Below are 14,048 nucleotides of genomic sequence, written 5' to 3'. Positions count from 1 at the left end.
CACACGTTCGTGCAAAAGCCAGCCCGCCGGCTGTTCGGACGATACCGAACCGCCCCTTGCAGCGGCGGTCGGGCCGCCGATCTCAACCCTTTTGCTTCAACAGCGCCTGAATCGTGTCGACGAACTCGGCGTTCTCGGGGGTTGTCAGGCTGGAATACACGTTCACCACCTTGCCCTGGCGGTCGATCAGGTATTTGTAGAAATTCCACTTGGGTTGATCGCCCGTGGCCAGGATGAGCTTCTTGTAGAAGGCATTCGGCTGGGGCTCGGTGACGTGCGAGGGCGCGAACATCGGGAAATTCACGCTGTAGGTGTCTTTGCAGAACGCGGCGATCTTGCTCGGATCCTTCATTTCCTGGTTGAAGTCGTTGGACGGGAAACCGAGCACCACCAAGCCTTCAGGCCCGTATTTCTTGTACATCGCTTCCAGCCCCTTGTACTGCGGGGTGAAGCCGCAATAGCTGGCGGTGTTCACCACCAGCACCACCTTGCCGGCGTATTGGCAGAGGTCGATGGATTTGTCGTCCTGCAAGCGCGGAACGGTCTGGTTGAGCAGGGTTGGGCAGGTGCCCGAGGCCGCCTGGGGGGCGGGCGACGCAGGCGCTTGGGTGTTGGCGGCTTGGGCATTCAGGGCCACGCCGCCAAACAAGGCGGCGGCAAGCACGATGGGGAAGAGGCGCATCGGTCACTCCAGTCGGGTAGCAGGCATGAACGTGGGAAGGATGATGCAGGACGTCCTGGACAAAACACCAGCCGAAGCCGTTTTGTCCAGGACAACTGTGGGGTTTTGTCCAGGACGAGTCGAGGCCGCCTAAGATGCTTGCGAGCATCGAGGCGGCGCGACGCACGCGCTCCTCGAGGTCAAGGACAGCTGGGAGCGGGCCATCCGCTTCCTTGAAAAATCGAAGATGGACACCCATGACTGACAACGCCTGTCATGTCGATACGGATTCAGCCCGCCCGCGAAACCCGCGACCATGAATGACCGCACCGCCTCATCCGCCCTGCGCATGAACATTGCCGCCGTCGAACGCGATACCGGAATTCCCAAAGACACCTTGCGGGTCTGGGAGCGGCGCTACGGCTTCCCCCAACCGTTGCGCGACGCCATGGACGAGCGCCAGTACCCGCTCGATCAGGTGGAGAAGCTGCGGCTCATCAAGCGCCTCATGGGCGCCGGGCACCGGCCCGGGCGCATCGTCGGCCTGCCCACCGAGCATCTCGATGCCCTGGCGCGGGCGCAGGAAGGACCCGCGCAGGCGCCAATCGCACGCACTCAGGCCCAGACACAGAGCCTGCATGACTTGCAGTTGATCAAGCAGCACGACGCCGAAAAGTTGCGGCGTGAACTGGTGCAGGCTCAGATGCGCCTGGGCTTGGGCCGCTTCGTCACCGAGATCGCCGCCCCGCTCGTCACGGAGGTTGGCGAGGCCTGGATGCGCGGCGACCTGGAAATTTTCGAAGAGCACCTGTTTTCCGAAATCATGCACCGCGTGCTGCGCGCCGGCATCGCGGCCGTTCCGGGTCCGGAATCCCCGGCGGCGGCGCGCCCCCGCGTGCTGCTCACCACCATGCCGCAAGAGCCGCACGGCATGGGCTTGCTGATGGCCGAGGCGATGCTGGCGCTGGAAGGTTGCCACTGCATCTCGCTGGGCGTGCAGACGCCGTTGTGGAACATGCTGCTGGCGGTGCGGGCGCATCGCAGCGACGTGCTGGTGCTGAGTTTTTCAGGCGTGCCGCCGCAGACCCAGGTCTTGGACGTGCTGGCTGAACTGCGCGACAAGCTGCCCGCCCATGTGGCACTGTGGGCCGGCGGTTCGTCGCCCGCGCTCAAACGCGCAGCGCCCGGCATTCAGGTCACCCGCGCCCTCGGCTCGCTGGCCGAGGCCGTGGCGGCCTGGCGCAGCGCCCACCCCTCGCCACCAGCGGTGGACGGCGCCGCCTGACACCCCGTCAAGGCTTGGTCGCCGTCGGCGTACCGGCGTCCGGTGTTTGCGCATCATCCAGGGGTGCCGCCTCTGCAGACGGGGGCACGGCCGTGGCTGGAAACTCGCCGCCGGCCACCTTCGGCTCGCGGTGTTCGCCTTCCTTCAGCCCCAAGGCCTCGGAGTAGACCGAGCGATGGCGCAGCAGGCTGCCGATGACGGAAGCGATGACGCAGGCCGGCATGGCCGCCATCACCACGTTGTAGTTGCGCGTGATCTCGAACACCATGATGGCCGACATCGCCGGGGCGTGGGTGGTGGCGGCCAGCAGGCTGCCCATGCCCACCAGGGTCCACAGCGCCTGCGAGTGGCTGGCTTCGGGCACGAGGAACAGATGCGACACCATCAGCCCCATGGCGCCGCCGAGCGCCAGCGTGGGGGTGAGCACGCCGCCCGGAATGCCCGCGGCGCTCGCGGCCGTGACGGCGAGCATGCGCAACACGAACACCGCGGCCACGGCCGTGAGCGTCCAGTGATCGACCAGGAAGGACTGCACCACGCTGTAGCCATTGCCCCAGACCTGCGGCATGAGCAGGGACAGCAGGCCGATGAACAGGCCGGCCAGGCCCATGCGCAGCGGCAGGAAGCCGACCAGTGGCTGATACTTGCGGCGCGCGGTGTCGAGCAGCCAGAGGAAGGCCGGACCGATGAAGCCGGCCAGCAGGCCGAGCAGCGAGGCGTCGAGCAGGTCGATGAAGCTGATGGGCGGCACCATGTGCGCCAGGTAGAGCGGGCCGGTGGCGAACAGGCTTTGGGTGGTGAGTTCTCCGATCACCGCGGCCACCAGCACGGCGGTGATTTCGCGCAGCTGCAGGCCGCCGAGAATGATTTCGGCGACGAACAGGGTGCCGGCGATCGGCGCGTGATACGCCCCGGCAAAACCCGCTGCCGCACCGCAGGCGACGATGAGCCGCTGGTGCGCCGGGTCGGCGCGGCCGATGCGGCCGATGAGGGACGACACCAGCGAGGCGAACTGGATCATCGTGCCCTCGCGGCCGATGGTGATGCCGCCGCTCACCGCCACCAGCGACGAGGCGGTGCGCATCAGGTTGGGCACCACCGGCAGCAGGCCGTCGCCCACGCGCACCGCCTCCATATACTCCGGCCCGCGCGGGCGCTTGATCCAGCGCTGCCCGGCCCACATGATGAGCCCGCCGACGACCGCGGCAATCACTGGAATGACGGCCCGCTGCCAAAGCGGCAGCCCGGCGGCAGCGGTGACCAGATGCTCGTGCGTGCTGTAGAGGCGGATGATGGCGTACATCGCCTGGCGGAAGCCCTCCACCGCCACCGAGGCGACAAAACCGATGATGGCAGCGACCAGCATCATCGGCACCATCGGGTCTAAACCCAGGCGCAGATGGACGAGCAAGGCGTGGAAGCGGTTCGAGATGGATTCGGACATGACGAGCTGGCGCGGCAGGCCATCGCCGCTGCGCAAGGGAAAGGTTGCAGAAATGGTATCGGCTCGCACGCCCCGGAGCGGTGAAGTTTGGTGAACGCCGGCAACAAGCGCTCCACCACGGCGACGCGCGACCGATCGCGGGTCCTCGCGGATGGTCGTGGTTGGCCGCTGGCGGTCGCGTTGCCGCGAACGGGTTCGTACCGCCCGCACGGACGGCTTTGCGACAATGCCAGCCATGTCCAGCAGCCCCGCATCCACCTCGCCCCCCGCCCCGGCCTTTCTGCGCAAGCTCTGCGCGCCGGCGCAATTGCCGCAGGCCCTGGCCGCGCTGCCGCGCCCGCTGGTGTTCACCAACGGCGTGTTCGACATCCTGCACCGCGGCCATGTGACTTACCTCGCACAGGCGCGCGCGCTCGGCGCCAGCCTGGTGCTGGGGCTGAACTCCGACGCTTCGGCGCGCAGCCTGGGCAAGGGCCCCGAGCGCCCGCTCAACCCGCAAGACGATCGCGCCGCCGTCCTGGCCGCGCTGGAAAGCGTGAGCCTGGTGGTGCTGTTCGACGAAGCCACGCCGCTGGCGCTGCTGCGGCAGGTGCGCCCCGAGATTTATGTGAAGGGCGGCGACTACAGCGTCGCGACCCTGCCCGAAACCCCGCTGGTGCACGGCTGGGGCGGCGAGGTGCGCATCCTGCCCTTCGTCGCCGGCCGCTCCACCACGGCGCTGGTGCGGCGCATTCGCGGGGAAGGCTGAACCCCGCCCCACGGGGGCGCGTCACGCATCCGGGTGCGGATGCAGAGCCCGCCGCAGGCCCGTACGGCCCTATGGGCTGGACGCGCTCTTGCGTTGCGCCGTGGGCGGAATGCGCAGGGCTTCGCGGTATTTGGCCACGGTGCGCCGCGCCACGGTGATGCCCTGGGCGGCGAGGCGCTCGGCGAGTTCGCCGTCCGAGAGCGGCGCCGCCGGGTTCTCGTCCTGCACCATTTGCCGGATGATGGCGCGCACCGCGGTGCTCGATGCGTTGCCGCCGGTATCGGTGGCCAGGCCCGAGCCGAAAAAGTATTTCAGCTCGAACGTGCCGAACGGCGTGAGCACGTATTTCTGCGTGGTCACACGCGAGATGGTGGACTCGTGCAAGCCGAGCTCATCGGCAATTTCGCGCAGCACCAGTGGGCGCATGCCCAGCTCGCCATGGCTGAAAAAGTTCTGCTGGCGCTCGATCACGGCCTGCGCCACGCGCTCGATGGTCTCGAAGCGCTGCTGCACGTTGCGCACGAACCAGCGCGCCTCCTGCAACTGGCCCGACAGCCCGGCGCCGTCGCGCGAGCGGCGCAGCAGATCGGCATACAGGCTGTTGATGCGCAGCTTGGGCAGCACCTCGGGGTTGAGCATCGCGCGCCAACGCCGGCCACTGCGCATGGCGATGACGTCGGGCGTGACGGCCTGCGCGGTGGACGGCATGAAGCGCGCGCCCGGGCGCGGATCCAGCCGCGCGATGCGTTGCTGCACGTCGCGCAGCGCGGCCTCGTCGACCTGCAGGGCGCGGGCCAGCCGCTTCCAGTCGCGCTTGGACAGCAGGGCCAGATGGCCGCCAGCGCACAAGGCGATGGCCAGGTCGCGCTCCGGGCAGGGGGCTTGGCGCTGGAGTTGCAAGCACATGCACTCGCCCAGGCTGGTGGCGCCGACGCCAGCCGGGTCGAAACTCTGCACCAGCTTCAAACCCATGCGCAGCGCGCTGCACAGCGCTTCGCGCTCCTCCTCGCCGGCCTCGGCGTCGAGTTCGGCGGCCAGCAACTCGGGGCCTTCGGCCAGGTAGCCGTCTTCGTCGAGCGAGTCGATGATGGCCTCGGCCGCGGCGCGGTCGGCCTCGCTCAGCCCCAGGCCCGCGAGCTGGCCGCGCAGATGGGCGCGCAGATCGGTGCCCACATGCGCCAGGCCCAGCGGGTCGAAGTCGTCGTCGGCCTCGCCGCCACTGCCCTGCCAGTTTTCGCCCGGCGCGGTATCCCACTCGCCCTGCTCGGCACCGGATTGCCAGTCCTCGCGGTCGAGCTTGAGTTCGACGGCCTCATCGCTCGCCTCCTTGCGCGCCTCGGCGGCCTCCGTCGCGCTTTGCGCCTCGGCGGGCGTCTCGACATCGCCCTCGCCTTCCTCATGCTCCAGAAAAGGGTTGGCTTCGAGCATCTGCTCGACTTCCTGCTGCAACTCCAGCGTGGAGAGTTGCAGCAGGCGGATGGATTGCTGCAGCTGCGGCGTGAGCGCGAGGTGCTGCGACAGGCGAAGATTGAGCGACTGCTTCATGGTTTTGGCGCGCTCAAGGAAACGCAGGGGCGCTCATAAGCGGAAACTCTCGCCCAGATAGACCTTGCGCACGGCCGGGTTGTTGACGATGTCGTCCGGCTTGCCCAGCGCCAGCACGCTGCCCTCGCTGATGATGCAGGCGTGGTCGCAGATGCCCAGGGCTTCGCGCACGTTGTGATCGGTGATGAGCACGCCAATGCCGCGCGACTTGAGGAATTGGACGATGCGCTGGATTTCGATGACGGCGATGGGATCGATGCCGGCGAAGGGCTCGTCGAGCAGGATGAACTGGGGATTGGTGGCCAGCGCCCGGGCAATTTCCACCCGCCGCCGCTCGCCGCCCGACAAGGCGATGGCCGGACTGTCGGCCAGATGCTCCACATGCAGCTCGCGCAGCAACTGCCCCAGGCGCGCTTCGATCTCGGGCTTTTTCAGGGCACGGCCCTCGGCGTCGTGCTGCAGTTCCAGCACCGCACGCACGTTTTCGGCCGCCGACAGGCCGCGAAAAATCGAGGCTTCCTGCGGCAGGTAGGACAGTCCCAGACGCGCGCGCCGGTACATCGGCTGATGCGTGATGTTCTGGCCGTTGAGGTGGATTTCGCCGCCGTCGGCCCGCACCAGGCCGACGATCATGTAGAACGAGGTGGTCTTGCCGGCGCCGTTCGGGCCGAGCAGCCCGACCACCTCGCCACCGCGCACCTCCAGGCTCACGTCGCGCACCACCTGGCGCCCGCCATAGCGCTTTTGCAGGCCGCGCATGCTGAGCACCCCGGCATGCTGGGTCTGGGCCGGCGCCGCCGGCTCCACCGGCTTCAACACCGCTGCGTTCACGGCTGCGCTCCCAGGCCTGGCGACACCTTCAACGCCGGCGCCGGCCCGCTGGGCTTGGCTGCGGGCTGCGTGGTGCGCGGCGACAGCATCACCCGCACCCGGCCGTTGGGGTTGGAAGGCGTGGCGCCGGCTTTGCCGCCGACCACGGTGAAGACATCCGTCAGGTCGTTGTAGGTGATGACCTCACCCTGGGCGCGGTCCGTCAGCTTGCCATCGCTCAGGCGGTCGAGCGTGGCCTGGCCGGTGAATGTGACCACGTCGCTCTTGCCGTCGTAGTGAATGGTGACGGCGCTGCCGAACATCGACGGCGTGGGCTGCCCCGGCTGCGCGTCCAGCGTCTGCGCGTAGGTCGCGAGCTTGTTCGGCGTGCCGAATGCGGTGGCGTCGTCATAGCCCTGCGGCGTCTGCACCACCTCCACGCGGGCGGCGCGAATCACCAGCGAACCTTTGGTGACCACCACATTGCCGGTGAACACGCTGGTCTGCTTGACGTCGTTGTAGTGCATCGCGTCGGCCTCGACCTGAATGGGCTGCGTCTTGTCGGACTGCAGCGCCTGGGCCGGAACCAGCGTGGCCGCCAGCAGCGCCGCCAGCAGCAGGCGCGTCGCGGAGCGAAGCATGGGCATGAAGTTTGCTTTCATGTGGAGCATTGTAGGCATGTCGGCCCCGTTCCCGAGCCGCCCGGCTCGGGCAGGGGTCGGCTGTCGGCTGGTCTTGGCCCAAGCGTGAAAAAGCCCGCGATTGCGGGCTTTTTCAGCGGCAAGACGAAGCCGGAATCTGGCTTATTTGGCTGTTTTGGCCATGCCAGCGCGCAATTGCTGCACCAGAAAATCGACCGCCTGCAAGACCTTCTCGTTGTTGGGCGTCTCCGGCATCGAGGCTGATGCGGTGTACATGCCGCCGACCGCAAGCGTGGGCACGCCGGTGATCTGGTAGTCCGTCACCATTTGCGTGGCGCGCTTGGTTTCCATTTGCACGCCGAAGGAGTTGTAGGCGTTCATGAACGTGGCCTTCGGAATGCCGCGCCCGACCAGCCAGTTGGCCATCTGCTCCGGCGTTCCGAGCGGGATGTGCTGCACATGAATGGCGTTGAAAATGGCGCCCTGCAAGGCATCGACCTTGCCCAGGGCCTTGAGCGCGTAATACAGCTTTTGCTGCGCGACGTATTGCGGCGCGAACGCCACCGGCACGCGTTCCAGGACGACATCGGCCGGCTGCTTTTTCGCCCAGGCTTCCAGCAGGGGCTCGAACTCGAAGCAATGCGGGCAGTCGTACCAGAAGAATTCGGTGACGACGATCTTGCCCTTGTGGCCAACCGGCTGTGCGCTCGGCAGCCTGTTGTAACCGGCGCCCTCCTGGAATGGGGCGGCGCCTGCGGCGTTTGCCGCAACACTGAAACCGAGCAACAGCAGCGCGGCGATGCGGGCGAACCAGCGATTCATGGTGCTTCCTTTCAACGGGTTGAGATGGGTGTGCAATCCAGTTGCCGCGTGTGCAGGGTCGCCTCGCTCGAGACCAACCCTGTTCCGCGGTGCTACTTCGAGACCTTAACGACTGCGGATTCGATTCCGTTGTCATTCAAGAGTTTCTGCGCCTTGTCGGCCGGCTCGGCGGCGGGGTAAGGGCCCACGCGCACGCGGTATAGGGTGCGGCCACCGACCACGCGCTCGTCAATATGCGCTTCCAGCCCGGTGAACGCCACTTTGGCGCGCTGGCTCTCGGCGTCGGCCTTGGTGCTGTAGGCGCCGATTTGCAGGATGTAGAGCAGATTGGACGATCCCGCCGGAGCGGCGGTATTCGCCGGCGCTGGCGTTGCGGGGCTGAACGCACCCGTGGCACCAGCGGCCGTCGCCGCTTGGCCCGACTGCACCACCCCGGTGGGCGGCTGGCCCAGCGACTCGATCGCCTTGGGCGAGAGCGGGGCGCTGCTCACCTGCACGGGGATGGAGCTGCCGGCCACCGGAGCCGGAGCGCCGCCGCTGACCAGTCCCTGGTTCGGATTCCAGTTGGCCGCGCCGGACGCCGCGCCGGTGGGGCGCTCCTGGAAACGGTTCATGAAGGGCAGCGGCGCCTTGGTGATGTACATGGCCGCCACCAGCGCGATGGCCAGGCCCAGCACCAGACCGATGATCAGGCCGAGCAGGGTGCCGCCGCGCTGGGCGCAGCCGGGCGAACGGATGGGGCGAAGGTGTTGAGGCATGGCGTGACGGGATGGGGTGCGATGGAGTGACGGCGGCGCGAACCGAGGGCTGTTGAACCTGTGCAGGCCTGGCCTGGGCGGGCCTTACATGCGCTGCGGGCTGCTGACGCCCAGCACGGCCAACGCATTGTGCAACACCTGACGCACGGCTTGCAGCAGGGCGAGACGCGCCTGCTTGAGCGCGGCATCATCCACCAAGACGCGCTCGGCGTTGTAGAAGGCGTGGAAGCTGCCGGCGAGCTGGCGCGCGTAGAACGCCACATCGTGCGGCGTCAGGTCGTCCGCAGCCTGGCGCAGCATCTCGGGGTAGTGGGCAAGCAGCAGCATCAGCTCCAGCTCGCGGGGGCTGGTGAGCGGGCTCAGGTCGGCCCGCTGCAACGCCGCTTCATCGCCGCCGTCGCGCTCGGCCCATTGCGCCAGCACCGAACAGATGCGGGCGTGGGCGTACTGCACGTAGTACACCGGGTTTTCATCGCTCTGCGCCAGGGCCAGGTCGACGTCGAAGACGAACTCGGTGTCGGCCTTGCGGGACACCAGGAAAAAACGCACCGCGTCGCGCCCGCGCTGCAAGGCGGCGTCGCGCTCGGCTGGCGTCATGTCGTCGCGCACGCCGCCGGACCACTCGATCAGATCGCGCACCGTGACATAGCTGCCGGCGCGCTTGGAGATCTTCACTTCCTCGCCGCCGCGCATCACCGTCACCATCTTGTGCAGCACATAGCTTGGGTAGGTTTCGGGAATGGCCGGATTCGCCGCCTGCAGACCGGCGCGCACGCGGGCGATGGTGCCGTGGTGGTCCGAGCCCTGGATGTTGATGGCGTGGTGGAAGCCCCGCTCCCATTTGGCCAGGTGATAGGCGACGTCCGGCAGGAAGTAGGTGTAGCTGCCGTCGGACTTGCGCATCACGCGGTCCTTGTCGTCGCCGAAATCGGTGGTGCGCAGCCACAACGCGCCCTCGTGCTCGTAGGTGTGGCCGGAAGCGACCAAGGCCTGGACCGTGCGCTCCACCCGGCCGTCGGCGTACAGGCTGGACTCCAGGTAGTAGTTGTCGAAACGGATGCCGAAGGTCTTGAGGTCGAGGTCTTGCTCGCGGCGCAGATAGGCCACGGCGAAGCGGCGGATGGCGTCGAGGTCGTCGGCGCTACCCGCGGCTTGCACCGCCGCGCCGCCTTCGGCCGGCACCACGGCCCGCGCCAGATAGTCGCGCGCGATCTCGGCGATGTACTCGCCGTTGTAAGCCGCCTCGGGCCAGCCCGCCGCGCCCGGCGCCAGCCCGCGCGCCCGCGCCTGCACCGACAGCGCCAGGTTCTGGATCTGCACCCCGGCGTCGTTGTAATAGAACTCGCGCGTCACCGTCCAGCCGCTGGCGGCCAGCAAGGCGGCCATGGTGTCGCCCAAAGCGCCCTGCCGGCCGTGGCCGACGTGCAAGGGCCCGGTCGGGTTGGCCGAGACGAACTCGACGAGCACCGGCCCGGCGCTGCCCGCCGGCTCGCGGCCGTAAGCCTCGCCCAGGGCATTGACCGCCGCCACCACGGCCTGCTTGAGCGATGCGGCCAGGGTGAAATTGATGAAGCCCGCGCCCGCCAACTCGATGTTCGCCAGCCCCGCCATCAAGGCCGCATCGGCCTGCACGGCGTCCATCAGGGCTTGGGCGATATCCCGTGGGTTGCGCTTGAGGCTGCGTGCGAGCTGCATCGACAGCGTGCAGGAAAAATCACCATGCCCGGCTGATTTTGGCCGCTCCAACACGGCTTCGGGGGCTTGCGGGTGCAGATGTTTCGCGGTTGTGGAGAGAACTCCTGTCAACCGTGATAGATATTCGTACATTATGGTTTCGTTGCGATACAAATCCGCGCATTTTAGGGTCGCCTTCCGCCACGGTTGCCGCCCTGCAGGTGTGGAGTTGAGTTCGCAGCGCCATCTTGGTTCCCCTGGCCCTCCAGACGGTTTGCCGCCTGCGTCCTGGCTCTCATTCATCTCTCGCTCGGAGTTTCACCCATGAAGAAGATCATCATCGCCATCAGCCTGTCCTGTGCCGCCTTCACCCTGCCAGGCCTGGTTTCAGCCCAAGCCGCCACCGCGCAAACCAGCAAAATGGCCACCTGCAACGCCGACGCCAAGACCAAGGCGCTCAAAGGCGAAGACCGTAAAAAGTTCATGAAGGAATGCCTGAGCGCCAAGGCTGCCGAACCGTCCAAGATGGCCGAAGAAAAGAAAGCCATGCCGGCCGCCGCTGCGCACGAAGGCAAGAAGCTGACCGTTCAGCAAGAAAAAATGGTGGCCTGCAACAAGGATGCCAAGACCAAGGCGCTGAAGGGCGACGATCGCAAGAAGTTCATGAAGGAATGCCTGAGCGCCAAGAAGTAGTAAGGCGTTCTCAAGGAAACGAAGCAGCGCTCAAGAGCAAACGAAGGGCCGCTCCCGAGTTTCCTGGCCCCCTCGCGGGGCTGGCGCGAAGCGGCCGTTTGGGGCGCTGTTCTTGACGTTTTGCACTGTCGGCAGACCGTCGGTGGTGTTTTTCGAACAACGGGGGCTGCTTTGCAGCCCCCGTTGTTTTACCCCGCCGCAGTCTGGCTGCGCTATTGCACTATTGCACTATTGCTGCACCAGGGTATAGGTGTTCAGCCCGAGGCTGCCGAGTTTGCTTTGCAGCGCCGCATCCGGCTGGCTGGAGGCCAGGGGACCGATCTGCACCCGGTAAAACACCGCGCCATGAATCGTGCCCGGGACGATGATCACCGGCCCGACCCCCGCTGCCATCAGGCGCGCGCGCTCGGCCTGGGCGTTGGCTTGCAGCGCGAAGGCGCCGGTCTGTACATAGGATTGGGGCGACCCCGGCAGTTGCGGCGCAAGTTCCTGCGGCACGGAGGCCGGCATGGGCGCGGGGCCAGCCAGGGGCGGCGGCGCTGCCTGGGTCGATGACACTGGAGTCGCCGAAAAGCCCGTCGCCGGCTGCACAGGCGCAGGCGCTGGCGGCACCCCGCCACCCGCAGGATTCGGGCTCGTGGGACTGTCGACGGCAGCAATTTGCATGGGTGGCAGGGGCTGCGTCACGATGCCCGCATCCTGCACCGCCCCGGTTTGAGCCACAGCCACGGCGGGAGCCGGCGCAAACTGCTCGGGCAGCGCCGGATTGGCTGGCATGGGGGACGGCCCAGGCTGGGGCGTGGCTGGCGTCGCCGGCGCACCGCTGGCGGGCGATGGCATTGCTGGCGGGACATTGCCGGCCAGCGCGACGATGCGCACCTGGGCCGTCCCCGTGCGCGTGATGCCCAGCGCCTGGGCCGCGCCGTAGGACAGGTCCATGATGCGGCTATCGACAAAGGGCCCGCGATCGTTCACCACCACCAGCGCGCTGCGGCCATTGGCCAGATTGGTGACTTGCACACAGGTCGGCAGCGGCAGCGTGCGGCTGGCCGCGGTGAAGGCGCGCGGGTTGAAGCGGTCGCCCATGGACGTGGTCGAGCCCGACTCCCAGCCATACCACGACGCCTTGCCCTGCGCCTCGTAGCCCGACGCGCTGCGCAGCGGCGTGTAACTGCGCCCCAGCACGCGGTAGGTGCGGTTGTAGGCGGCGCGGGTGTTGGGTGCAGGGGCATAACAGCCGCTTTCACCATTCACCGGCGCCTGCCCCTCGGTCCCTTGCGAACTCAGCGGCACGCTGGAACAGCCGCCCATGGCGAACAACACCGCCAGCAATGGCACAAACCCCAGCGTCGCCCAGCCTTTGCCGGGGGCGGGATGGCATGCGACCCCTGCGGCGCTGGAAAGTCCGGCAACGAGCTTGAGGCCGCTGCTCATGGCCTCAAGGTTGAAGGCTCTTGCCGTCGCGCCGCATGCCATGCAAACGCCTGCATTCGGGGCATGCCCGCGCCTCGCAGATTGCAAGTGCCTTGGTGCGCGTTCGAGGAAACCGTCGACATGGCTCTGATTTTAGGGACTGCTGACGCTATTTCCGCGCCCGCGACGGGCCTGGGCGCACCGTCAGCCACTTTCAGGAAAACGCAGGGCCGCCCCAAGTTTCCTTGCCCCCCGCGGGGGGCAAGGCGGGCTCGGCCCGACTCCGGGGGCACTCAAACCCATTGCGCCGTCGTCGTCATCACCTTGGCTGCGCCGCGCATGGCCCAGCGCACCGGAGCAGGCAGGCGGGTGGCGCCCAGCTTGTCCGCCGCGCGCGCATGCTCCACCTCGTCGGCCTGCATCTGCGCCACCACCGCACGCGACTCCACATCCGCCTGCGGCAGGCGTTGCAGATGCGAAGCCAGGTGCTGCTCCACCTGGTTCTCGGTTTCCACGACGAAGCCCAGGCTCACCTTGTCGCCCGCCACGCGCCCGGCCAGCAGGCCCAGGCCGAAGGCCCCGGCGTACCACAGCGGGTTGAGCCAGCTCGGGCGCGAGTCCAGTTCGCGCAGGCGCTGCGCGCACCAGGCCAGGTGATCGCCCTCCTCCCGCGAAGCGTGCAGAAAATGTTTGCGCAACTGGCCGTCGCGCGCCGCCAGCGCCTGCCCCTGGTACAGCGCCTGGGCGCAGATTTCGCCGACGTGGTTCACCCGCATCAGCCTGGCCGAAAGCTCGCGCTCGGCCAAGGGCATGGCAGCGCCCTGACTGGCCGCCCGCCTCGCCAGGGGCGGCGCAGGCATCGGCCGCGACGGTTGCAAGCCGCCGGCCAGGGTTTTCAGCGCGTTGTCCGCCGCGACCAGCAAACGGTCGACCGCGCCTGGGCGCGTCGATGCCCGCGACCGGGCGGATGATGCTGGTTCGGCTCGGTGGATGGTGACCATGATGGAACTCCTTTCAAAGTCAGGCAGAGGACACAAGCCGGCAACCCATGCCCATTCCCCTTGCCCGGTGTGAAAGCATAGACTTCTCCTGGCAGCTGGGCTGCCATCCGGGCGTGCTTGTTCACCACGCTGCCGCGCCCCGCATGTTGTTCCAGTGCAACGCAACCTCAGGAATCTGGCCCGATGTCGGAACGAGGCCTTGCACCGGTCATCCTCGGGTGCTGAAATGCATGCAACTCCCATCCCGGAGTTGGCGAGTCTGACGGCCGGCACCGAGCCCAAGCCGGCTTGCTACGCAGCGGTAGGCAGCATCGCGGCAAACCGTTTTATCCAACAATCTTCTGGAGATGCATCTATGAAAAAATCACTACTCGCGCTGGCCGTGCTTGGCGCATTCTCAAGCGCAGCCTTCGCCCAAAGCAGCGTGCAGCTGTACGGCATCATCGACCTGGGCGTGGCCCATTACAGCAACGGTAATGGCAGCGTCACCAAGCTGGGCACCGGCATCCAGTCGGGTTCGCGTATCGGCCTCAAGGGCACTGAAGATCTGGGC

The 14,048-nt window shown here is 67.3% G+C and carries 14 protein-coding genes; 4 read left to right on the top strand and 10 right to left on the bottom strand.

Annotated elements, in window-relative coordinates; translation table 11 throughout:
- Window positions 1–82: 82 nt before the first annotated feature.
- Entirely contained in the window at window positions 83–682 is a 600-nt protein-coding gene (locus ACYCUK_RS12340) for a glutathione peroxidase (RefSeq protein ID WP_461595052.1), read from the bottom strand.
- A 295-nt stretch (window positions 683–977) separates the two neighbouring features.
- On the opposite strand from ACYCUK_RS12340, the gene ACYCUK_RS12335 reads away from it, so the two are divergent.
- Window positions 978–1,946 carry a MerR family transcriptional regulator gene (locus ACYCUK_RS12335; RefSeq protein ID WP_461595051.1) on the top strand — a complete coding sequence of 323 codons (969 nt, stop codon included), beginning with the start codon at window positions 978–980 and terminating at the stop codon, window positions 1,944–1,946.
- Window positions 1,947–1,953: 7 nt separating this feature from the next.
- On the opposite strand, the gene ACYCUK_RS12330 is transcribed toward ACYCUK_RS12335, so the two are convergent.
- Entirely contained in the window at window positions 1,954–3,426 is a 1,473-nt protein-coding gene (locus tag ACYCUK_RS12330; protein ID WP_461595050.1) for a chloride channel protein, read from the bottom strand.
- 199 nt (window positions 3,427–3,625) lie between these two features.
- On the opposite strand from ACYCUK_RS12330, the gene rfaE2 reads away from it, so the two are divergent.
- Window positions 3,626–4,138 carry a D-glycero-beta-D-manno-heptose 1-phosphate adenylyltransferase gene (rfaE2, locus tag ACYCUK_RS12325; protein ID WP_461595049.1) on the top strand — a complete coding sequence of 171 codons (513 nt, stop codon included), beginning with the start codon at window positions 3,626–3,628 and terminating at the stop codon, window positions 4,136–4,138.
- Between the two features lie 69 nt (window positions 4,139–4,207).
- Here rfaE2 and ACYCUK_RS12320 read toward each other — a convergent pair whose 3' ends face one another.
- The 6 genes from ACYCUK_RS12320 to argS all read right to left on the bottom strand — a co-directional run bounded on the left by ACYCUK_RS12320 (window position 4,208) and on the right by argS (window position 10,541).
- Window positions 4,208–5,683, bottom strand: a complete 1,476-nt coding sequence (locus ACYCUK_RS12320) for an RNA polymerase factor sigma-54 (protein ID WP_461595048.1) — start codon at window positions 5,681–5,683, stop codon at window positions 4,208–4,210.
- Window positions 5,684–5,716: 33 nt separating this feature from the next.
- Window positions 5,717–6,442: an LPS export ABC transporter ATP-binding protein gene (lptB, locus tag ACYCUK_RS12315; RefSeq protein WP_112488092.1), complete on the bottom strand. Its 726-nt coding sequence runs from the start codon at window positions 6,440–6,442 to the stop codon at window positions 5,717–5,719.
- A gap of 68 nt (window positions 6,443–6,510) precedes the next feature.
- Entirely contained in the window at window positions 6,511–7,140 is a 630-nt protein-coding gene (lptA, locus tag ACYCUK_RS12310; RefSeq protein ID WP_461595047.1) for a lipopolysaccharide transport periplasmic protein LptA, read from the bottom strand.
- A gap of 156 nt (window positions 7,141–7,296) precedes the next feature.
- Entirely contained in the window at window positions 7,297–7,956 is a 660-nt protein-coding gene (locus ACYCUK_RS12305; RefSeq protein ID WP_461595046.1) for a thiol:disulfide interchange protein DsbA/DsbL, read from the bottom strand.
- Between the two features lie 92 nt (window positions 7,957–8,048).
- Complete coding sequence (locus tag ACYCUK_RS12300; protein WP_461595045.1) at window positions 8,049–8,714, bottom strand: SPOR domain-containing protein; 666 nt, start codon at window positions 8,712–8,714, stop codon at window positions 8,049–8,051.
- Between the two features lie 84 nt (window positions 8,715–8,798).
- The gene (argS, locus tag ACYCUK_RS12295; RefSeq protein ID WP_461595044.1) at window positions 8,799–10,541 is read right to left on the bottom strand and encodes an arginine--tRNA ligase; all 1,743 of its coding nucleotides are present in this window, start codon (window positions 10,539–10,541) and stop codon (window positions 8,799–8,801) included.
- A 171-nt stretch (window positions 10,542–10,712) separates the two neighbouring features.
- Between argS and ACYCUK_RS12290 the strand changes: the two genes are divergently transcribed.
- Entirely contained in the window at window positions 10,713–11,081 is a 369-nt protein-coding gene (locus tag ACYCUK_RS12290) for a PsiF family protein (RefSeq protein WP_461595043.1), read from the top strand.
- Between the two features lie 228 nt (window positions 11,082–11,309).
- On the opposite strand, the gene ACYCUK_RS12285 is transcribed toward ACYCUK_RS12290, so the two are convergent.
- Window positions 11,310–12,515, bottom strand: a complete 1,206-nt coding sequence (locus ACYCUK_RS12285; RefSeq protein WP_461595042.1) for a septal ring lytic transglycosylase RlpA family protein — start codon at window positions 12,513–12,515, stop codon at window positions 11,310–11,312.
- Between the two features lie 272 nt (window positions 12,516–12,787).
- Window positions 12,788–13,495 (bottom strand): 2-polyprenyl-3-methyl-6-methoxy-1,4-benzoquinone monooxygenase, encoded by a 708-nt coding sequence (gene coq7, locus ACYCUK_RS12280; protein ID WP_461595041.1) that lies wholly within the window; start codon window positions 13,493–13,495, stop codon window positions 12,788–12,790.
- Window positions 13,496–13,850: 355 nt separating this feature from the next.
- On the opposite strand from coq7, the gene ACYCUK_RS12275 reads away from it, so the two are divergent.
- A partial coding sequence (locus ACYCUK_RS12275) for a porin (protein ID WP_461595040.1) occupies window positions 13,851–14,048 on the top strand: 198 nt, incomplete at its 3' end.

This window comes from Thiomonas sp. (genome assembly GCF_054608695.1).
The sequence above is the reverse complement of the archived record's forward strand: the minus strand, read 5'-3'. Positions and strand labels throughout refer to the sequence as shown.